We start from the raw sequence: 20,245 nt of genomic DNA, 5'->3' as shown, positions 1-20,245 counted from the left end.
AATTCTAACGCACCAGATAAGGTTTTCTGGGGCGATCTTGCGCGGGTTCGGGGCCAAGCGCCACAGGAAAATCACCCATCAAATAGGGGTGCATCCCCTGGTTTTTGAGGTTTTGTAAAAACTGACCAAAGCCGGTTAGGTCAACCATTTTTGGTACCTCTGCCAAACGGCGGGCTTGTGTTTTACCGATCTCATCTAGAATTCCCTGCAAGGGCTCCATTGGGGCTTCGATAAATTCAGCCATGGTCCAGATACGAATTCGTGCCTTCGCATAAGGTGAACGCAGCACATTTAAGTGCTCGCTTTCAATCCTTTGCAGGCGCGCCGCTTCTTTACGGATTTCAAAGAAGTCCTTGTTCGACCGAAACAGTGGAACCGCCCACCCACCGGAAATCACCGATATTTGCGCATTTGGATCCCTTGAAAGCTGATGAATCACCTCCGAGTTGTCTGCCGGGCCATATTGGAAACACTGCCGCTCGCCACGCGTATTCCAGATCAGGTTAGTCAAAAACGCATTCGGGTTATAATCGCGCGCCTTCGCAGAGTTACTGAGTGCCCCGTTCAAATTCGCTTGTTGGTCAGCATATTCAACCATGTCGGGGTGAAACAGGTGGCCATGCACTCGTGCGCCAGTAGCTTTGGTCAACCACGGTTCGAAGTTCTCGAAAATCTGCGTAAAGCCTTGAAAAACCGAATATTGCGCAGCTGTTACGCCATTTTCCCAATCCTTATTCGGGAACCGGCTTTGCATATAAAGACCAGGCCGTCCACGCGTACGCCGATCAACCGCTTTGGCAAAAATACGGTCGATTTTACCAGGATTGGGTTCCGTTCGTTTCATTGCACCCGCTGGGTCCGTCAAAAACGCTTCGTAAAGGCGGTTCGCATGCGGCCAAATTTTGCGCGCAACAAAACAGTCAGAACGACGCAAAAGCTGCAAGTGATCGTCATAGAATATGTGCGGTTTCCCCTGAAAATCAAACTTAGACAGGGTCAAAGACCGGCTTTCAATCTCGATCGAATATTGACGCGCCAGCGTTTGGTAATAGCTTTCATCAGGGATCCACACGCGCCGGAAATAGTCATCATATTCCTTGCGATCCGGCCCTTGAAGAATAGCAGACAAGGTTTGGCGCGTCATGCACCACCATTGGCTGCCCATGTGGGGGACTAACCCTTGCGGTATTCTTCTTTTGATATTTAAGCGCCGCTGCAGGTCGACGTATTTATCGAACAGCATCCGCTGGCGTTTCCATGAAAATGGGAAGCGCATCGTAAATCGTTCTTCATCCAGCCCGCCAACAGTCCAAGGCACATCCGCGGTCGTTGCGCTTTCGATAAAATCAGTGTGTGGACGGTCGGCCAAATACTCGATCAATTCCTCGACCGGGCGTAGCGGCAGACAGGAACCTGACGCCAGAAAAACATGGCGCACTTCGCCAAATTCAGCCAAAATCAGTTCGGACGCGGCTTGACTGGCAGCCACAATACCCCAGGTGCCCCATTCACAACGGAACCGCTTACAGAACTTAATTCTCGGCAGGTCCGCCAGGCTGTTCGCGAACGCGTCATAAGTCTTGCGTGGAACTCCCGCATCAACATGAATCACAACCGGGCACCCTGCGGCCGCCCAGTGCCGCGCTGCCTGTTCGGCCCGGCCCAACGCATTGTGGACAAGCATTACAATGCCGACACTCATGCCCAGTTGCCCTTTGACATCAGGCCCAAAATCTCTAGCTGCCGCCAGTTGATGTACTTCTCAGACCACTTGCACCATAAGTCTGGATCCTCATCCATCGTTGATGCATAGGCTTTGTACTCAACCGACCCCGCATAATGCTGCTTACGATCCAGTTCCTCGGCCGCTTTGGAATTGAACGTGTCCAAGAATTTTGCGTGCAGCAATACGCCAGACGCCTTTTCCCCACCCCATTCGTCATAAACTTGATTAAGCCCACGGGGCAAAAGCATGTGACTGGAGCTGGCATAGGCGTAGCGGCGGTCCCACTTAACCAAGGGTACTTTGTTCAACGCAGGTGCGCGCGCAGGTTCATCCGGGAAAAACACACGCGCGCGCGGACCACCTTGGATCCACAAGTTGCCAAAAACCTTGTTGCGCTTGATCATGTAATTGCCGCTATCAAACCAACTGGCAATTTCCATCGGGTTTTGACCCGCTTGATAGGGTTGCTCGTTCAGCCGCCCTTTAGGGTACATATCCAACAGCATGGCGGAAAATGATTTGATAGAGGACGCATCCAACCAATCCGTCAACGCGCGCAGTGGACGTGTGTCGCAAAACGGATAAACAAGAAACTCGTCCGGATCGACCACGAGCGCCCAATGTCCGTGGGCATACTTCATCTGCAACCAGTTCAACCAATCTACACCAAAGCGCGACCGTTTGTAGCTGGCATTCGTCGACCAAACCGACACGTCGGGCTGCGCAGCGAGATAATCGAGCGATCCATCCGTGCTGCCATTGTCCACGATTAGGAAATGGTTGATCCCCATCTCGCGGTAGTATTCGAGGAAATATGGTAGCCGCACCACCTCGTTGCGCATCGTCGTGAAGGCCAACAGGGCATCAGAACGAATTTGTTCGGTCCGATCAACAACACGCTTCAGTTCGCGACGCTTTCGGAACGCACGAATGCGCCACCTCTTACGTTGAAGCCTCAGTCGATATGACTGCCAAGCGCCCAAACAATTCCGTCCTTTACCACCGCACAATGCGGATCACGCGGGCCTAACAGGTCAACCTTAACACAGTCTTGAAATGCGCCTCCCAAGTCGGAGGCTGGAACTGCTGCGGTTTTGGCCCGTTTGGCCACATCGCGACCAAACTTTTTATATTCTTTTCCCATAGATAACGATCTGAAACGCTTGCGTAAATGGCAATATCTCCCAGAAACTCTCGGAAAACGGGAAGGTCATTAACCACAACGGGAACTCCGCGAATTGCAGCTTCGGTTGCGGGCAGACCGAACCCTTCGGCATGAGTTGGGAACAAAAGGCCTGCCGAAGCAGAGACTAATGAAGCGAGCGCGCCATCGCTCAAACCCGCAACTTCCAGAATCGGGCCGTCGGTCGGTAACGCGTCAAGACGAGCAAACACGTCTTCGTTCTTCCAACCACGACTTCCCGCGATGATCAAGTTGGGCGCATCTGTGCCCATGTCCGCCCACAGGTCCAACAAGAATGCATGGTTCTTCCGCGGTTCAATCGTGCCAACACAAATGAAAAACGGCCCCTCTGGCGGCAAACCTGATGGTACGTCTTCGGGTGCATCAGCCACGTTGTCTGTTCCCAAATGCGCAACAATCCCCCGCGGTGGAGTATCCATCCGTGCTTCGGTTTTTTGGCGTGTATCTTCGGAATTATAAATAATGACATCAGCCCGCGCAGCCACGCGCGCAATCATGTCTGCAAAGGGCGGCACCGATCCGTCCCTTTGGTAGTTTGGAAATTCCAGCGGAATGACATCATGGATCAAAACCACAATTTTCGCATCCACCGCACGCAACGCATCCAGGACTCGATCTGTCAGGTTTGAATGACCCACGTTAAAATACGCAGACCCAGAGGGGAGCGCCCGCTGCAACATGCGTTTCAAAAGCGGCGGTGGTCGTCGTCCAATCGCCACCTGCCGCGCACGTCGCCACGTACGGCTACGTTGTGCATCTGGATCTACACCCGGTTCAGGCCCAGACAGAGACGGTAACAGTGTCTCGATGCCCGCTTGATCCAAAAGAATGTAACCGAACTGCGCGCGGATCAGCCCAAAGAGCGGAACATCGTCCGCCAACATGGCCCGCAAATAAGCCCACTCCACACGATCCACCCCAGTCAACACTTTACCGACCCGACGCATCAACCGCGTCAGGTCCAACAAGCGCGCTGGCGGAAGCTTATGAATCGTAGTGGCCAGTTTGATGCCATTTCCAAGCGTCAGTGATCATCGTCTCAAGCGTAGATCGCGTTGGTGTCCAACCCAGCTCAGCTTCTGCTCGCGTCGAACCTGACACCAGCTTTGTGCAATCCCCTGGGCGGCGGTCCCCGTCAACATAGGGGACAACCTGATTGGTAACCGCGCGGGAATGGTCGATGACCTCGCGCACAGAAAACCCTGATCCAGTCCCAAGGTTGAACACCCGGCTGCCTTTGTCGTCTTTCAGCCACTTCAGGCCTAAAACATGGGCATCCACAAGATCACAGACATGCACATAGTCACGCACACAGGTCCCGTCCGGTGTTTCATAATCCGTGCCATAAACCGTCAACGCATCGCGTTTTCCGGCGATGGCATCCAACATCAATGGGATCAAATGAGTCTCTGGCTGGTGAAATTCACCCACTTCGCCGTCAGGATCCGCGCCAGCAACGTTGAAATACCGAAAGATGACGTGCCGCATGCCATAGGCGGCTTCAAAGTCACGCAATACATCTTCGATCGCGCGTTTGGACGCTCCATAGGCATTAATCGGATGCTGTTCGCTGTTTTCGTCCAGCACGACATTGTCTTGATCGCCATAAGTCGCACAGGTGCTTGAAAACACGAAATCCAGACATCCCGCATCCGCTGCCGCCTCGATCAACGTCAAGGACCCCAAAACGTTGTTACGCCAATAGCGGCCGGGCTCTTTCATGCTTTCGCCCACTTGGCTTAGCGCCGCAAAGTGCATCACAGCGATAGGCGCATATTTAGCAAAAACTTCATCTAAGCGAGCACGATCCAATAGATCGCCCTGTTCGAATGGGCCGAACTTTACGGCGTCCTGCCAACCTGTTTCAAGATTGTCATAGGTTACTGGGATGAAACCAGCATCGCGCAAAGCCTTGCAGGCGTGCGACCCGATATAACCCGCACCACCCGTCACCAAAACATGGTTCACTTGTAATCTCCGCCCTATTGCGCCGCTTGGTCCATGCGGACCACTTCGCGGATATATTCCAACAAATCATCGCGTAGCTCTTCGCGTGCCAAACCAAATGACACAGCGGCTTGCAAGAAGCCCGATTTAGAACCGCAGTCAAAGCGCTGACCACGGAAACGGTACCCGTACACGCCGTCATCCGTTCCAATCGCGCTGGCGATTGCGTCAGTCAGTTGAATTTCCCCACCTGCGCCGCTTTTCATTTGGTTCAGCGAACGCAAAATAGTTGGTGACAGGATATAGCGTCCGATCACGGCCAAATTCGAAGGCGCTTCACCAGCCGGTGGCTTTTCAACCATACCTTTGACTGTGACGATCTGGCCATTCTCGCTTTTGACATCCAGAACGCCATAAGAAGATGCTTTTTCTGGGGGAACTTCCATAGCGGCAACCATGTTACCGCCCGTTTCTTCGTACGCTTCAACCATCTGCGCCAAGCACGGCGTTTCCGCCGAGATCACATCATCCGGAAGGATCACTGCGAAGGGTTCATTCGCAATCAAACGACGGGCACACCACACTGCGTGCCCCAAACCCAATGCTCTGTGCTGGCGAATATAAGCAATCGCACCGCTTTCCATATTGGTGTCTTTCAACGCCTCAAGCAGCTCGTCCTTGCCTTTTTTGCGTAGTTCTTGTTCGAGAGTCGGCGCATGATCAAAATAATCTTCAAGCGCACCTTTGCCGCGGGAGGTGACAAAAATAAATTCCTTGATCCCCGCAGCACGTGCCTCATCGATCGCGTATTGGATCAATGGACGGTCAACCAAAGTCATAATTTCTTTGGGCACTGACTTCGTGGCTGGAAGAAACCGGGTTCCAAGACCTGCAACCGGAAAGATCGCCTTGGTTACCTTTTTACGCATACATTCTCCGCATTCTTTCTGCTAAGGCGGCCAAAGCCGACTACACTATAAAATGGTTCTTTAAGCGATCAGGTTAGTAAAGTCCAACTGACCATCTTCAAAGCCCAACTTCTGTTTTTCCACAACAATTGATCAAATTTTGCCGACGCGCGTTACAAAACTTCTTTGATTAAGCGTTGTTTGGCGATTCTCCGCCGTTCCTTCTCTATTCGCGAGGAGAACGCATAGGTTCGAAACAACGCCTCGCTGCGATCAGATCGCCCAAACAGTCCGCCTTTCTGTTCCCAAAAACCAGCATGATCAAATCTGACATGATGATACAGTGCTGTCGGCGACAATAAGATCAGCGTTACGATTTCACCGGCTTTGACCCTTTTGACAGCTTCAACCCGCAACCGGGATTGTTCCCAAATGCGGCCCGACAAGACCACGCTTTTACGCGGCACAAACGGAAATAGTTTGAAAGCTGAATTTGGGCTGTTGGACACCACTGCGCCACCACGTTGCCGCATAAGACCCTGACTGTACCCTTGATCCAACCGACGAAGCAGACTGCGCACATCGCTGGGCAACAAGCGGCCCGCCATCAAATGCTGGACGCAACGCGCCCGCTCGCCCGCCCGTAACGTGCGCCAATGATCTATCCGTTCAGTTTGTGGTACGTATTTGCGCTGAAACACGGCCCAACTTGCCCCAATATCAAACAAATCGCGGGGCACCCGGTCTGCGCGTCGGCGTGGGCTCGCGGCAAAACCGTGGTGAACTTCGGCTAAAGGTACGATCGCGGTGGCATGACCTGCTCGTGTCAGTCGCAAATTTAGATCTGTTTCATCCAAAAAGAAGGCAAAGCCGGGATCAAAGCCGCCAAGTTCGACCAATACATCACGACGCACCGCCATATTGGTGCCTTCTGTCTTAGTCGCCCGCGCGCCCTTCGGCGTTAAAACAGTGGCGCGACTCGGGTTCATCTCTAAGTCTTCGGTTGCGCCGGTTGCATCGACGGTGCGCGCTTTCCATTGGTGCGAAATCCCATTGCGGCCCAAGACAAAGCCACCCATTGCCCCCACATGCGGTCGCACAGATGGGGCAATCAGTTGGGTTAACCAACTTGGCTCTGGCACGGCATCATCATCAATGAAAGCAACAATATCCCCCGCAGCGTGGCTGATGCCCAGATTGCGCGCCTCTGAGATATTTGGCTTTTCGAAAGGAACGGTCTTGATATGCTCGGCCCAATCAGAGCCTGCAACGACAGCACACCCTTTGGCATCTGCCACGACGACAATTTCGAATGGATCATATTGCAGCTGTGCCAAACCAGCCAAGCAGCGTCGCAAGGCCGCCGGTCGGTCGCGGCTAACGACCACAACGCTGACCGGCATCTGGGTCATTCCAGACCCATCTGCGCCATCATCGTTTCCAGCTTGGGCACATCTTCAGGATTGTTCAATTCCCAGAACTGCCGCCCACGCGCGTCGACCTCAACACACAAGACCTGCCGCCCGTTTTCAAGGAATCGCAACTGCTCAAGCCCTTCAAGTTGTTCAAGCGGACCCGTCGTCCAAGACGTATAAGCGCCCAGCGCCTCTGGGCGATACGCATAGACACCAACGTGATGAAAAACCGGCGTATCGTCATCCCGACCATAGGCGACATTGGTGTAAGGAATAACTTCCTTTGAGAAATAGAGCGCTTGATGCGCCGCGCCAAACACGGCCGTCGTTCCACCAACGCGACCCGCTTTGCGGTCATCCAAAAGCCCCGTTAGAGTCGCGCCATCGCAGCGCAAAACGGGCGTGGCGATCTCTGCTTTGGGTGCAGAGCGCAAACCCGCCACCAAGCTTTCGACAAACCACGCTGGCGTTAACGGTGCGTCACCCTGCAAGTTCACAACGATGTCGTATCCACCGCCCAAACTGGCATGAGCTTCGGCGCACCGTTCTGTTCCATTCGCGCAGGATTCCGAAGTCATGACAACTTCGGCCCCGAACGCCTGTGCGGCATCTTTGATACGCACATCGTCTGTCGCCACCACGACCCGATCAATGCCCGAAACAGCCATCGCCGCACGCCAACTGCGTTCGATCAATGACTGCGCGACCCCAGTGGCCCCTGTTAAAGGAACCAAAGGTTTGCCCGGATACCGGGTCGAAGCATAACGCGCCGGGATGACGATCAGAACTGACATTAAGCGGGCTTCAAAGTGACCGCTGGCGCATAGGCAATAAAGAACGGATTTGCATACCCATCCTTGCCATATTGCAGTGGCGTGTGGTCATCAAAACGTACAACCTTACCACCGGCACCGGCCAAGACAGCATGACCCGCAGCCGTATCCCATTCCATCGTGCGGCCAACGCGCGGATAAATGTCCGCCTCGCCCGTCGCAACCAAACAGAACTTCAGGCTTGATCCCGCGCTTTTCATGTCTTTGACGGCATATTTGTTGATATAGTCGTCCGTCGCCTGATCGCGGTGCGACTTTGATGCAACAACCAAAAGCGCTGAATTGTCACTGTCTGCGACGTTCATCGCCTTCACGTCCCCGACAACGTCCTTATCAAGCGCGCCTGTTTCCTCGACCGAAGTTCCATCGGCTTGTGTAAAGAACATACGATCTTTGGCAGGCGCATAAACCACGCCGCGCGTCGGCACCCCACCTTCGACCAGTGCGATGTTGACGGTAAAGTCGCCACGGCGGTGTACAAATTCTTTGGTTCCATCCAATGGATCAACGATCAAGAACGTATCCCCGGTGGTGGAATGGGTCGCTGCTTGTTCTTCGGTGACAAGCATCACGTCAGGAAAAGCCGCACGCAAACCTGCTGAAATCAATTCATCCGCGGCTTCGTCAGCTGCGGTAACTGGGCTGTCATCCGACTTTGATTTCACATCAAAATCGTCTTGCCCATAAATCTCCATGATCTTGTCACCTGCCTCAAGCGCCAGCTTGCGGATCACCGGGATCAAGTCGTCATAATTCATAAAAGTGTTCCTCACACGCGCATTTGTTGAAAAAGTGATGCGCGCCCCTTATGATACCGTGCTAACGGAACAGCAAGAATTCCCTGCGATCTTACCGCCAATCGAGGCAGAACGACTATGTTTCAAGCAACCAGCAAACCGCAGACGAAGCTTGGCGTGGCAATTGCCATGGCTGAGGTCGTGTACCATTCAATCGTTCGCTCTGTTCGGAGGGCGCACAACAATGCCTTTTTAGCGATCGCGATGAACATGCTGCAGGTCGTGATCTTTGTCTTGGCTTTCTATGTGATGTTTTCGGTGCTTGGGTTACGCGGCGCGGCAATTCGCGGCGATTTCCTGCTTTACATCATGACGGGCATCTTTCTGTACATGACACATACCAAAACGCTGGGCGCTGTGGCTGGATCCGAAGGCCCAGCAAACCCGATGATGCTGCACGCACCGATGAACACTCTTGTGTCGATCTGCTCGGCTGCACTGGGTGCGCTTTATATTCAGCTTCTGTCGATGTTCATGATCCTGTTCATTTATCACGTGGCATTTACACCCGTGGTCATCGACCAACCATTTAAAACTTTCGGGATGGTGATCCTCGCTTGGTTTACCGGCGCTGCGCTTGGCATCGTATTGTTGGCGATCAAGCCGTGGTTTCCCACATTCGTTTCCATTTTCACGCAAATTTACCAACGCGCAAATATGATCGCATCCGGCAAAATGTTCGTGGCCAACACCTTGCCCGGCTTCATGCTGGCAATGTTCGATTGGAACCCGCTGTTTCATGCTATTGACCAATCACGCGGCTTTGCGTTCCTCAACTACAACCCCCGCTACTCTTCTTGGGAATATTCATTCTGGGTGGGCATCATTTTGGTGATGGTCGGACTGATGGGCGAATTCTATACCCGCAAACACGCATCGGTCAGCTGGAACGCAAGGCGCTAATTGTTGTCTAAACGGTCACACTGACCTTGTGTGAAGCGTTCTCTAATACAGACATCCGCAAAGCTAACGTATGAAAACCTCAAGGGCGTTTGGCATACAATCGCACCCCGCGAAGTTGTCCACCTGCCAAACGACGGGTCAAGCAATCACGTCACCACGCGACAGGTCAGGTTGATCCGCCCGCCCTTTGGCAACAGACGAGATGATCCAAACCGAATGCGGTCCACGCCGTGATAGGCCAGCCGCGCGGCGCCGCCCATCACGACCACGTCTCCGCTTTCTAACCAGAACGATTCGGTCTTGCCGCCCCGTGTCGTGTTTCCAACACGGAATAACGCCGCATCGCCCAAGGACACAGACAGTACTGGCCATTCAAAATTTGCCTCGCTTTTGTCCTGATGCATGCCCATATGCGCATCCGCACCATAAAAGTTCACCAAACAACAATCCGGCACACGTTCCAAACCCGTCAGTTCATGCCACAAGTTCAAGACTGAACTTGGAATCGGTGGCCAAGCGCACCCATTGGGATGGTGCGATGCGTAACGATAGCCAGAGTGATCCGCATACCATCCAACCAACCCCGCAGACGTCATACGCACTGACATGGGTTTGCCATAAGGCGTGTCCGGCGAAAACACTGGCGCTGCCTTGGCGATGGCACGCACTTCATCCAGTAAAGCCACCTGTGCCTCGACACCAAGGTGGCCTTTGTGGATGTCAAACCCTCGAATATTGACCTTCATCGCCTTCTCCCTGCCAGAATGCGCAAAATTAGCTGATTTACACAGCGCACCAAAGGTTGCAGCGCCAAATGACCCTCCTTATATACGCCCCAGCGCGCAAGGAATCTTGCGCAAACATCGTGGCGTCGATGCCGACTTCGGGTCGCCGCTTCGTGTCATCGCCTTGAGATAGAAAAAGGGATCGAAAGAACATGGCCAAAGTCATTGGTATTGACCTCGGAACAACAAACAGCTGTATCGCCATCATGGATGGCAGCCAGCCCCGCGTGATCGAAAACGCCGAAGGCGCACGGACTACACCGTCCATCGTTGCCTTCACCGAAAACGAGCGCCTCGTTGGACAGCCCGCCAAACGGCAGGCCGTCACCAACCCCGACAACACGATCTTTGGCGTCAAACGCCTTGTTGGCCGTCGCAATGACGACGCTGATCTGGCCAAAGACAAAAAGAACCTGCCCTTCAACGTGATTGATGGCGGCAACGGCGACGCATGGGTCGAAGCGCGCGGTGAAAAATATTCACCTTCGCAAATCTCGGCCTTCATCCTCGGCAAAATGAAAGAGACAGCGGAAAGCTATCTAAGCGAAGACGTGACCCAAGCGGTCATCACTGTCCCCGCTTATTTCAACGATGCTCAACGCCAAGCCACCAAAGACGCCGGCAAAATTGCTGGCCTGGAAGTGCTGCGGATCATCAACGAACCAACGGCGGCCGCACTTGCCTATGGCCTCGACAAAAAAGAATCGCAAATCATCGCGGTCTATGACCTTGGTGGCGGTACGTTCGACGTAACCATCCTCGAAATCGACGACGGCCTGTTCGAAGTGAAATCGACCAACGGCGACACGTTCCTTGGCGGCGAAGACTTTGACATGCGCATCGTCAACTACCTTGCCGAGCAGTTCAAAAAAGAACATGCGGTCGATCTGACCCAAGACAAGATGGCGCTGCAGCGCCTGAAAGAGGCCGCTGAAAAAGCCAAGATCGAACTTTCAAGCGCGAACCAAACTGAAATCAACCAGCCCTTCATCTCGATGGGCAGCAATGGTCAACCGTTGCACATGGTGATGAAGCTGACGCGCGCCAAATTGGAATCGCTGGTTGGTGACCTCATCAAAGCGTCGATGAAACCTTGTGCCGCGGCACTTAAGGATGCTGGCCTGTCGGCTGGTGACATCGACGAAGTTGTGCTGGTTGGCGGTATGACTCGCATGCCACGTGTGGTCGAAGAAGTGACCAAGTTCTTTGGCAAAGAGCCACATAAAGGTGTGAACCCTGACGAAGTGGTCGCCATGGGCGCCGCCATCCAAGCCGGTGTTCTGCAAGGCGACGTCAAAGATGTTGTTTTGCTTGACGTGACACCACTGTCGATGGGTATCGAAACTTTGGGCGGTGTCTTTACCCGCTTGATCGATCGCAACACCACGATCCCAACGAAAAAATCACAGATCTTTTCGACCGCGGAAGACAACCAAAACGCCGTGACCATCCGCGTATTCCAAGGCGAACGCGAAATGGCGCAGGACAACAAAATCTTGGGCAACTTCAACCTTGAAAACATCCCGCCTGCCCCGCGCGGCATGCCCCAAATCGAAGTGACCTTTGATATCGACGCCAACGGCATCGTATCTGTGGGCGCCAAAGACAAAGGCACCGGCAAGGAACAACAGATCACGATCCAAGCCTCAGGTGGCCTGTCGGATGCGGACATCGACCAAATGGTCAAAGACGCCGAAGACAACGCCGAAGCGGATAAAGAACGCCGCGAGTTGATCGAAGCGAAAAACCAAGCCGAAAGCCTCATCCACTCGACCGAGAAATCCGTCGAAGAGCACAGCGACAAAGTTGATCCGACCACGGTCGAAGCGATCGAACTTGCCATCGCTGCGCTTAAGGACGAGCTGGAAACTGAAAACGCGGACAAGATCAAATCCGGCATCCAAAACGTGACCGAAGCAGCCATGAAATTGGGTGAAGCGATCTATAAGTCGGCTCAAGAAGACGGCGGAGACGAGCCCATGGGCGCGGACGAGCCACGCGACGCCGATGACGACATCGTCGATGCAGACTTCGAAGACCTGGACAACGACAAGCGCGGCTAATTCGTGCTGTCAATGGAACCAATCAAGAGGCCGGCCCGATCAGGCCGGCCTCAGACGTTCCCACAAAGGACATGATCCATGGCAAAACGTGACTACTACGATGTGCTTGGCGTCGCCAAAGGTGCCAGCGCCGACGAGATCAAAAAAGGCTACCGCACCAAGGCCAAAGAACTGCATCCCGACCGCAACATCGACAAACCCGAAGCCGAATCGCAGTTCAAAGAAGCCAACGAAGCCTATGAAGTACTAAAAGACCCCGAGAAAAAGGCGGCCTATGATAGATATGGTCACGCCGCTTTTGAGGGCGGAATGGGCGGAGGCGGCGGCAGACCGGGTGGCGGCTTTGGCGGCCAACAGGGCGACTTTGGTTCAGCGTTTTCGGATGTTTTCGACGACTTGTTCGGAGATTTCATGGGTGGTCAACGCGGCGGCAACGGTGGTGGACGCCGCGCTGCTCGTGGCTCCGACCTGCGTTACAACCTACAAATCAGTCTTGAAGACGCCTTTGCCGGTTTGCAAAAAACCATCAATGTTCCGACGTCGGTGGCATGTGACGGCTGCAAGGGCACCGGTGCAGAAGGCGGTTCAGAACCTTCCACATGCCCGACCTGCTCAGGCATGGGTAAAGTACGCGCGCAGCAAGGTTTCTTTACTGTCGAACGCACCTGCCCAACATGTTCTGGTCTCGGCCAGATCATCCAGAACCCCTGTAATTCTTGTGGTGGCGCGGGTCGCGTGGAAAAGGACCGTTCGCTTGCAGTGAACATCCCAGCGGGCGTTGAAACAGGCACTCGGATTCGACTGGCAGGCGAAGGCGAAGCTGGAATGCGTGGCGGCCCGGCGGGCGATCTTTATATCTTTATCGACGTCGTGATTCATGAACTATTTGAGCGTGATGGCAACAACCTGTTCTGTCGTGTTCCTGTCAGTATGAGCGCCGCTGCCTTGGGTGGTTCGATCGAAGTGCCGACCATTGATGGCGGTCGTGGTCGCGTGCAAATTCCAGCCGGATCTCAATCCGGTCGCCAGATGCGTTTGCGTTCCAAGGGTATGCCCGCGTTGCGCGGTGGTGGCCCCGGTGACATGTTCATCGAACTTGCTGTTGAAACACCTGTGAATCTAACTGGTCGCCAAAAGGAACTTCTGCGGGAATTCGAAGAGTTGTCCTCGGAGAACAACCCCGAATCGTCGAGTTTCTTTTCCTCGGTGAAATCTTTCTGGGATTCGATGAAGGGCTGACAAAGGTAAGGCGGATTTAAATCCGCCTTACACCCCCCGGGCGTGACCGATGGCACACAAACTGTAGCGGCAGTGTACAGCAGGATGCATCGCGTTAATCCTCTGCTAACCCATGTCGGGCAATGCTGGGCTATGTCCCATTTTGCCGAACAGCCCCTGCCATTCCTTTTTGACGAAGCCACCGCGGCTCCTCTCCCATCAGGGCGAGCCCCGTCTTACGTAGTCGATCACCGCGAACGGTTGCGCACCCGGTTTATGGTCGGCGGCGCGAATGCGATGCCAGATTATGAACTGTTAGAACTCGTTCTGTTCCGCGCGATCCCCCGTCAGGATGTAAAACCGCTGGCGCACCTTCTGATGAAAAAGTTCGGGGACTTTAACCGAGTGGTTTCTGCACCGTCGGAAAGATTACGCGGCATCAAAGGTGTTGGAAACGCAGTGATTTGCGAATTGAAGATCGTCGAGGCTTCCGCTCAACGTTTGGCCCGTGCGAGGATTTTAAATCAGCAGGTGATTTCCAGTTGGGATGCCCTGATCGATTACTGCCACACCACTATGGCACATCGCGAAACCGAACAGTTTCGGGTGCTCTTTCTAGATCGTAAAAACGTGTTAATCGCGGATGAAGAACAAGGCAAAGGCACGGTCGACCATGTCCCTGTCTATCCCCGCGAAGTCGCTAAACGCGCGCTTGAACTGAACGCCTCTGCGATCATTCTGGTGCACAACCACCCTTCGGGTGATCCAACACCTAGTCAAAGCGACATCACCATGACCGATCAGATGGAGCAGGCTTGTGACGCCTTGGGATTAACTTTGCACGATCACCTGATCATTGGAAAATCTCAAGAAATTAGTTTTAAATCAGAAGGTTACCTTTGATTTAACGCACCCAAACCTCAACCCGACGGTTGGCTTGCCGCCCCCATGCACTGCCGTCGCAAGCCATGGGCAACGCTTCGCCAAAGGCGTCCACCTCAAGCCCTATCCGATCAAAGTTAGCGGTCTCTGCTGCGGCAGAAACGGCGCGACGCACGGCCTCGGCACGGCGCAGCGCAATGTCACGGTTGGCTGACGCAGGTCCATCGCCATCACTGAAACCGACCAACAACAATTGACGCGCGTCATAGCGACCCTGTTCTAATGCGCGAGCCAATTGCTGAACGTTCGAACGGGATTGCGCGTCCAAACGGACCGAACCCGCCTCAAATCGAAAGGACGTCGTGAGGCGCGCCATACCATAAAGCGTACGCGTCATGCGTTGCAATTCTTCTAGTGAAATCTCTGGCCCCGCAGATGTGACGGCATTTGCAAAGCGATAGCCTTGATCGTTAATCGACACTTCTTCAGGCGCTTGGTCCACGAAACCGGCGCGACGAATAACGATTTGTGCCGATGGTCCACGCATAAAAGCAAGCAGTTCACGCGCCACCTTGGGTAGACGACGGGCAGGCACATAAAGGAACATGGGTGCCGTCAGAGGATAGTCTTCGGTTTTGATCGTGCTGCGTTGCGCAGACAGGGAAAACCCGCACTCCCCCGTTAACGTCAAAGCACGTGCATTTCCTGTCTCGGCAAAACTGGCCATACCAATCGCAAAAGGGTCAGCCAATACGGCGTCAACCACGTTGCCAGCGCGATCATGACGCACAATGCCATCAGCGAATTCCAATCGGGCTGGTCCCATCACCTTATCCTCGACCGATTGACCTAGGCCTGTTCGCAACCCTGGTAAATGCAATGAAATGGGTGCATCTGCCCCGCCAAGTTCTTGCCAGTTCGTGATGCGCCCAGCAAAAACATGCGCCAACGCTTGAGGAGAGATCTGATCGACGGGGTTGGATGGCGCCACAATCGGCACCATTGCGTCCAATGCCAACACACGGCTGCGATTGGCATCAGTCATGTCACCCATCCCAGCCTCACGTGCACGCTGGCGTTCTTCGGGGCGGATTTCACGTAATGCCATGACGATGTCAGCATCATTCGCCAAAAGGTCGGCAAAGCCTTCGTCAGTGGTCGATGCCTGAACGTAGAAACGCGCCACCTGCTTATCGGTGGCCTCATCTGACAGGATGTAGACAAATCCTACCGGCTCGATCGGTTCTCGACTGAGGGTATAATCATTCCGTAGGGCGAACCCTTCGATAAGCGCTGGCATCAAGACAGCGCCCATCGTCGACGATCCAGAAATTGAGACTTCGGCCACAAAATCCGACAAGCTTGGGCAGGCTGGGCCATCACACAGCACGCCGGATCCATCCACGGTCAATTCGCCATAGATCGTTTCAATACGGTAAAACTCGCCGTCAAAACCCAGCAACGTTCCGCTCAATTCCACCTGCCCATCGGGCGAGGTCAACGTGACGTCCTGCGCAAACAGCGCAAATCCCCAAAAAGAAAGTACGGCGAAAATCGCCGCACGTAGCCAAGCCATAAAGTGCCCTTTGTCGCAACGGTTAGTTGCTGGCGACTTTCAAGTCTTCGACAAGATTGTTCAACACAAGAAAGGTGCCAATCGTGTCGCAATCTGGCACTGCCAGCGTCAGATCATGGGTTTTCATCTTACCGTTAGCTATTTTTTCCAAAGATTGCGCCTCGATCTCAAGCCCACAATTGGTCGAAGTGACCTCTGCTTCGATGCTTAGATCGACAAGACCTACGTGGGCGGAAGTCGCGCTTCGAAAGGAATATACCTCGGCCAGCAGAGGTTCTGCCGACAGGTTGTCGCCAAGGCGTAACAGCAAGCCAGTTTCGCCAGTGATAAGACCCGCGATATTTTGGTCTCCGCCGGACCACACATGACCAGCGTCACCATAACCTGCGCCAAATTCACGCGCATGCAATTCAAACCCTGATTGTCCGCGCCATTGCAGAACTGTGCGATCAAAATCGTCAATATCAAGAACGTCGATTTGGGCCACAGCACCACTGCCATTTGAAAACGCCATGATGAACACGGCCTGTTCTGTCAGCGCAGGCACCGTAAAAGACAGTTGGCCTGCGTCGTCCGTTGTTTCAGTGAAAATCATGCCATTGTGGTGAACCGTCAACCGTTCGTTCGGCGCGCAAGGTGCGTTTAGGCTTAAGTTAACCAAGGCGCCGGGAATAGCAGTGGCATGTGCCGAAGCTTCGCAATGTTGCCCTTCTGGCAGGGCATCAAGTTCAGGGGGTTGATCCGTGATTGACGCCGATGTGCGTTCCACATTTGTGATGTCTGAGGGAATAGACAAACCCGAAGCTTCACTCGCTGACGTCAATTCCACCGCTTTCACCTGCAACAAAATGTCCGCGCTAACCGCGTCACTTAGAACAGAGTCAGAGTCGTCGTTTTCAAGGTTGGGTTCGGTCACAATGGGGCGTGCGGACTTGCCATAATGTTGTTCAGCGGATTCGCTGCTTTGCATGACAAAACCAACGCCTACAGCGATGACGAGCGTACCAGCCGCTGTCGCGATCTCTTTCATATGCCGCATGATCCCAAATCCCTTCCACGGATTACCTCAAGGAAGGGTTTCGCACGACAAAGCGACCGCGATGTGACGCACAAAAGGAGAGTTTAGGGCAAGAATAGGGCGGCTGGTTAAGCCAGTCGCCCATGGCAATGTTTGAATTTTTGACCAGACCCACATGGACACAGATCGTTACGGCCGGGGTTTCCCCATGTGCTTGGGTCGTTTTCGTCGAACCCATTTGCCAACGCTTCGGCTGTGGGTGCTGGCAATGCATTTTCTTGAACGACTTCGGCAGCAGGTTGCTGTTGCGCAGCCATTTCTACCAACATCTGTTCACGTTCTTCTTCTGTCATGGGACGGATCATCGACAGCTTTTGCGTCACTTCGGTGCGCAGGCTGTCAAGCATCGCTTCAAACAGTTGGAACGCTTCGTTCTTGTATTCGTTCAATGGGTCACGCTGCGCATAGCTGCGGAAACCAACGACGGATCGCAAATGTTCCAAAGTCAGCAAGTGTTCGCGCCACTTGCCATCAATCGCCTGCAACAACAGCTGCTTTTCGATGGCCCGCATGTTTTCGGGACCAAAGGCTTCTGTCTTTTCGGCCATCATCGCGTCACTGGCTTCGATCAAGCGGTCGCGAATTTGTTCGTCATCCACGCCTTCCTCTTCGCACCATGCAATCACGGGTGCATCGATACCAAGCTGTTCAATTCCAGCGGCGTAAAGCCCCTGACCGTCCCACTGATCGGCATAGGACCCTTGTGGCAAGAATTGATCAATCAGATCATCCACCACCTGGTCGCGCATGTCCGAAGTGATCTCCTGTAGATCTTCGGCTTCCATGATTTCACGGCGCTGGCCGAACACGACTTTGCGCTGATCATTCATCACGTCATCGAATTTCAGCAACTGCTTACGAATGTCAAAGTTGCGCCCTTCGACCTTGGCCTGCGCGCGTTCCAGCGATTTGTTGACCCACGGGTGCACAATCGCTTCGCCTTCTTCCAGGCCCAGCGTCGTCAGAACTTTTTCGAGACGGCCCGACCCAAAGATGCGCATAAGGTCATCTTCGAGGCTTAGATAAAACGACGTGCGACCCGGGTCACCTTGACGGCCCGAGCGCCCACGCAACTGGTTGTCGATGCGACGGCTTTCGTGACGTTCAGACGCCAGAACAAAAAGCCCACCCGCGGCAAGAACCTTTTTCTTTTCGTCCTCGTGTTCGGCTTCGATCTTGGTACGGATCGCTTCGGGATCCGCTTCGGGATCGGCGGTGATCGCCTCAAGCACCTTCAGTTCGACGTTGCCACCCAGCTGAATATCGGTACCGCGCCCAGCCATGTTTGTGGCGATTGTGACGGCGCCAAACTTGCCAGCATCCGCAATAATCTGGGCTTCTTGCTCGTGTTGGCGCGCGTTCAGGACGTTGTGTTTGATGCCTTCGGCTTCAAGCATTGTCGCGAACATCTCGGATTTGTCGATCGAGACTGTGCCAACAAGCACGGGCTGACCCTTTTCATTGGCAACCGCGATTTCTTTGATCATCGCTTTGTATTTCTCGATGGCGGAACGGTAAACTTGGTCGTCTTCGTCGACACGAGCGATTGGCTTGTTTGTTGGCACTTCGACCACACCAAGACCGTAAATTTCGCCAAATTCTTCTGCTTCGGTCGCGGCTGTACCTGTCATTCCGCCCAGCTTGTCATAAAGGCGGAAATAGTTTTGGAAGGTAACAGAGGCCAGCGTTTGGTTTTCCGGCTGAATTTTGACGCCTTCTTTGGCCTCGATCGATTGGTGCAAGCCGTCAGAAAGACGACGGCCAGCCATCATACGGCCAGTGAATTCGTCGATCAGGACGATCTCATCATTGCGAACGATATAATCCTTGTCCTTTAGGAACAGCTTGTGCGCGCGCAGGCCTTGGTTGACGTGGTGCACAATCGACGTGCTTTCAGGGTCGTAAAGTGACGCACCTTCTTCGATTAGCCCGCGAATGCGCAACTGTTCTTCGAGGAATTCGTTACCATCATCCGTGAATGTCACGCTGCGCTGTTTTTCATCCAATTCGAAATGGTTTTCTTCGATCAGTGGAATAATGGCGTCGATGGTCACGTACATCTCGGATCGGTCTTGCAAGGGTCCCGAGATAATCAGCGGCGTACGCGCTTCGTCGATCAAAATACTGTCAACTTCGTCCACAACTGCAAAATTATGTTCGCGTTGAACCATTTCGGCAATGGACGGTTTCATATTGTCGCGCAGATAATCAAACCCAAGCTCGTTATTCGTGGCATAGGTCACGTCACAAGCATATGCCTCGCGCTTGGCATCTTCGGTCATACCTGCGACGGCGACGCCAGTTGTCAGACCCAAAGCGCCAAACACTTTGCCCATCCATTCCGCGTCGCGTTGCACAAGGTAGTCGTTGACGGTCACAACGTGCACGCCCTTGCCAGTCAAGGCATTCAGATAGCAGGCAAATGTCGCCGTCAGCGTTTTACCTTCGCCGGTTTTTTGTTCGGCAATGTTGCCCTGATGCAAGAAAATCGCACCCAGCAACTGCGTGTCATAGGCCCGCAACCCCAGCGCTCGGCGGGCAGCCTCGCGGCAGTTTGCGAAGGCTTCGGGCAGCAAATCATCCAGACTTTCGCCATCCATGGCGCGTTTGGCCATTTCCTCGGTCTTGTCTTTAAGCCCATCATCGCTCAGCACGGTGAACTCCGGCTCTAGCGCGTTAACCTTTTCGACGAGTACGCGGGTTGCCTTGACCTTACGGTCATTTGGCGTGCCAAACACCTTTTTGGTGAGAGTTCCGAAACCGAACATGCGTTCTCCAGCCGATCAATTCATGTTGTGCAGCAACTGCTTGCTGGACGCGTGCTAAGCCCATAGATAGAAAAAGGCAAAATACGGCATTAGCCGTGTCCATAGGCCGATGTAAGGGTCGCACCAAACCGTGTCAATGCAC

Annotated in this window: 16 protein-coding genes; 4 read left to right on the top strand and 12 right to left on the bottom strand. The window is 53.8% G+C overall.

The genetic code is table 11. The features are described 5' to 3' along the window. Nucleotides 1-4: 4 nt before the first annotated feature. The 8 genes from ABJF76_RS07295 to cysQ form a co-directional block, all read right to left on the bottom strand. Entirely contained in the window at nt 5-1,702 is a 1,698-nt protein-coding gene (locus ABJF76_RS07295; RefSeq protein WP_413818905.1) for a beta-1,6-N-acetylglucosaminyltransferase, read from the bottom strand. Continuing rightward, complete coding sequence (locus ABJF76_RS07290; protein WP_413818906.1) at nt 1,699-2,709, bottom strand: glycosyltransferase family 2 protein; 1,011 nt, start codon at nt 2,707-2,709, stop codon at nt 1,699-1,701. Before ABJF76_RS07290 ends, ABJF76_RS07295 begins: the two co-directional genes overlap by 4 nt. A gap of 43 nt (nt 2,710-2,752) precedes the next feature. Then, on the bottom strand, nt 2,753-3,877 hold the full coding sequence (locus ABJF76_RS07285; protein ID WP_413818907.1) for a glycosyltransferase family 4 protein: 1,125 nt from the start codon (nt 3,875-3,877) through the stop codon (nt 2,753-2,755). Nucleotides 3,878-3,914: 37 nt separating this feature from the next. Beyond that, on the bottom strand, nt 3,915-4,898 hold the full coding sequence (gene galE, locus ABJF76_RS07280; RefSeq protein ID WP_413818908.1) for a UDP-glucose 4-epimerase GalE: 984 nt from the start codon (nt 4,896-4,898) through the stop codon (nt 3,915-3,917). Between the two features lie 14 nt (nt 4,899-4,912). Continuing rightward, nucleotides 4,913-5,806 (bottom strand): UTP--glucose-1-phosphate uridylyltransferase GalU, encoded by an 894-nt coding sequence (gene galU, locus ABJF76_RS07275; RefSeq protein WP_413818909.1) that lies wholly within the window; start codon nt 5,804-5,806, stop codon nt 4,913-4,915. A 152-nt stretch (nt 5,807-5,958) separates the two neighbouring features. Further along, on the bottom strand, nt 5,959-7,197 hold the full coding sequence (locus ABJF76_RS07270) for a glycosyltransferase family 2 protein (RefSeq protein WP_413818910.1): 1,239 nt from the start codon (nt 7,195-7,197) through the stop codon (nt 5,959-5,961). After that, nucleotides 7,194-7,994, bottom strand: coding sequence for a 3-deoxy-manno-octulosonate cytidylyltransferase (locus ABJF76_RS07265; RefSeq protein ID WP_413818911.1), 801 nt, complete (start codon nt 7,992-7,994; stop codon nt 7,194-7,196). Before ABJF76_RS07265 ends, ABJF76_RS07270 begins: the two co-directional genes overlap by 4 nt. After that, a complete protein-coding gene (cysQ, locus tag ABJF76_RS07260; protein ID WP_413818912.1) occupies nt 7,994-8,791 on the bottom strand; it encodes a 3'(2'),5'-bisphosphate nucleotidase CysQ in 798 nt (265 codons plus the stop codon). The genes ABJF76_RS07265 and cysQ overlap by 1 nt, the downstream gene beginning before the upstream one ends. 117 nt (nt 8,792-8,908) lie before the next feature. Here cysQ and ABJF76_RS07255 point away from each other — a divergent pair, with 117 nt between their 5' ends. After that, the gene (locus ABJF76_RS07255; RefSeq protein WP_413818913.1) at nt 8,909-9,733 is read left to right on the top strand and encodes an ABC transporter permease; all 825 of its coding nucleotides are present in this window, start codon (nt 8,909-8,911) and stop codon (nt 9,731-9,733) included. A gap of 146 nt (nt 9,734-9,879) precedes the next feature. Here ABJF76_RS07255 and ABJF76_RS07250 read toward each other — a convergent pair whose 3' ends face one another. Next, entirely contained in the window at nt 9,880-10,479 is a 600-nt protein-coding gene (locus ABJF76_RS07250; protein ID WP_413818914.1) for an alpha-ketoglutarate-dependent dioxygenase AlkB family protein, read from the bottom strand. A gap of 191 nt (nt 10,480-10,670) precedes the next feature. Between ABJF76_RS07250 and dnaK the strand changes: the two genes are divergently transcribed. From dnaK to radC, 3 genes are all read left to right on the top strand, one after another. After that, entirely contained in the window at nt 10,671-12,581 is a 1,911-nt protein-coding gene (dnaK, locus tag ABJF76_RS07245) for a molecular chaperone DnaK (protein ID WP_413818915.1), read from the top strand. Nucleotides 12,582-12,659: 78 nt separating this feature from the next. Then, nucleotides 12,660-13,820, top strand: coding sequence for a molecular chaperone DnaJ (gene dnaJ, locus ABJF76_RS07240; protein WP_413818916.1), 1,161 nt, complete (start codon nt 12,660-12,662; stop codon nt 13,818-13,820). A gap of 132 nt (nt 13,821-13,952) precedes the next feature. Then, a complete protein-coding gene (gene radC / locus ABJF76_RS07235) occupies nt 13,953-14,702 on the top strand; it encodes a RadC family protein (RefSeq protein WP_413818917.1) in 750 nt (249 codons plus the stop codon). Between the two features lies 1 nt (nt 14,703). Here the strand turns inward: radC and ABJF76_RS07230 are convergent, their stop codons facing one another. The 3 genes from ABJF76_RS07230 to secA form a co-directional block, all read right to left on the bottom strand. Further along, nucleotides 14,704-16,257 carry a substrate-binding domain-containing protein gene (locus ABJF76_RS07230; protein ID WP_413818918.1) on the bottom strand — a complete coding sequence of 518 codons (1,554 nt, stop codon included), beginning with the start codon at nt 16,255-16,257 and terminating at the stop codon, nt 14,704-14,706. A gap of 22 nt (nt 16,258-16,279) precedes the next feature. Beyond that, entirely contained in the window at nt 16,280-17,296 is a 1,017-nt protein-coding gene (locus ABJF76_RS07225) for a hypothetical protein (RefSeq protein WP_413818919.1), read from the bottom strand. Between the two features lie 107 nt (nt 17,297-17,403). Further along, nucleotides 17,404-20,103: a preprotein translocase subunit SecA gene (gene secA, locus ABJF76_RS07220; protein ID WP_413818920.1), complete on the bottom strand. Its 2,700-nt coding sequence runs from the start codon at nt 20,101-20,103 to the stop codon at nt 17,404-17,406. Nucleotides 20,104-20,245 lie beyond the last annotated feature (142 nt).

The organism is Tateyamaria sp., from assembly GCF_039940735.1.
Taxonomy (GTDB): domain Bacteria; phylum Pseudomonadota; class Alphaproteobacteria; order Rhodobacterales; family Rhodobacteraceae; genus Tateyamaria.
This window is presented reverse-complemented; position numbering and strand designations above follow the sequence as displayed.

Bases quoted from the DNA above. Each gene is read 5' to 3' on its own strand.
- ABJF76_RS07265 (WP_413818911.1), bottom strand. From the start codon at position 7,994: ATGTCAGTTCTGATCGTCATCCCGGCGCGTTATGCTTCGACCCGGTAT.
- ABJF76_RS07230 (WP_413818918.1), bottom strand. From the start codon at position 16,257: ATGGCTTGGCTACGTGCGGCGATTTTCGCCGTACTTTCTTTTTGGGGA.
- dnaJ (WP_413818916.1), top strand. From the start codon at position 12,660: ATGGCAAAACGTGACTACTACGATGTGCTTGGCGTCGCCAAAGGTGCC.
- radC (WP_413818917.1), top strand. From the start codon at position 13,953: ATGTCCCATTTTGCCGAACAGCCCCTGCCATTCCTTTTTGACGAAGCC.
- ABJF76_RS07285 (WP_413818907.1), bottom strand. From the start codon at position 3,877: ATGCGTCGGGTCGGTAAAGTGTTGACTGGGGTGGATCGTGTGGAGTGG.
- ABJF76_RS07295 (WP_413818905.1), bottom strand. From the start codon at position 1,702: ATGAGTGTCGGCATTGTAATGCTTGTCCACAATGCGTTGGGCCGGGCC.
- cysQ (WP_413818912.1), bottom strand. From the start codon at position 8,791: ATGAATTATGACGACTTGATCCCGGTGATCCGCAAGCTGGCGCTTGAG.
- galU (WP_413818909.1), bottom strand. From the start codon at position 5,806: ATGCGTAAAAAGGTAACCAAGGCGATCTTTCCGGTTGCAGGTCTTGGA.
- ABJF76_RS07225 (WP_413818919.1), bottom strand. From the start codon at position 17,296: ATGCGGCATATGAAAGAGATCGCGACAGCGGCTGGTACGCTCGTCATC.
- ABJF76_RS07255 (WP_413818913.1), top strand. From the start codon at position 8,909: ATGTTTCAAGCAACCAGCAAACCGCAGACGAAGCTTGGCGTGGCAATT.
- secA (WP_413818920.1), bottom strand. From the start codon at position 20,103: ATGTTCGGTTTCGGAACTCTCACCAAAAAGGTGTTTGGCACGCCAAAT.
- ABJF76_RS07270 (WP_413818910.1), bottom strand. From the start codon at position 7,197: ATGACCCAGATGCCGGTCAGCGTTGTGGTCGTTAGCCGCGACCGACCG.
- dnaK (WP_413818915.1), top strand. From the start codon at position 10,671: ATGGCCAAAGTCATTGGTATTGACCTCGGAACAACAAACAGCTGTATC.
- ABJF76_RS07250 (WP_413818914.1), bottom strand. From the start codon at position 10,479: ATGAAGGTCAATATTCGAGGGTTTGACATCCACAAAGGCCACCTTGGT.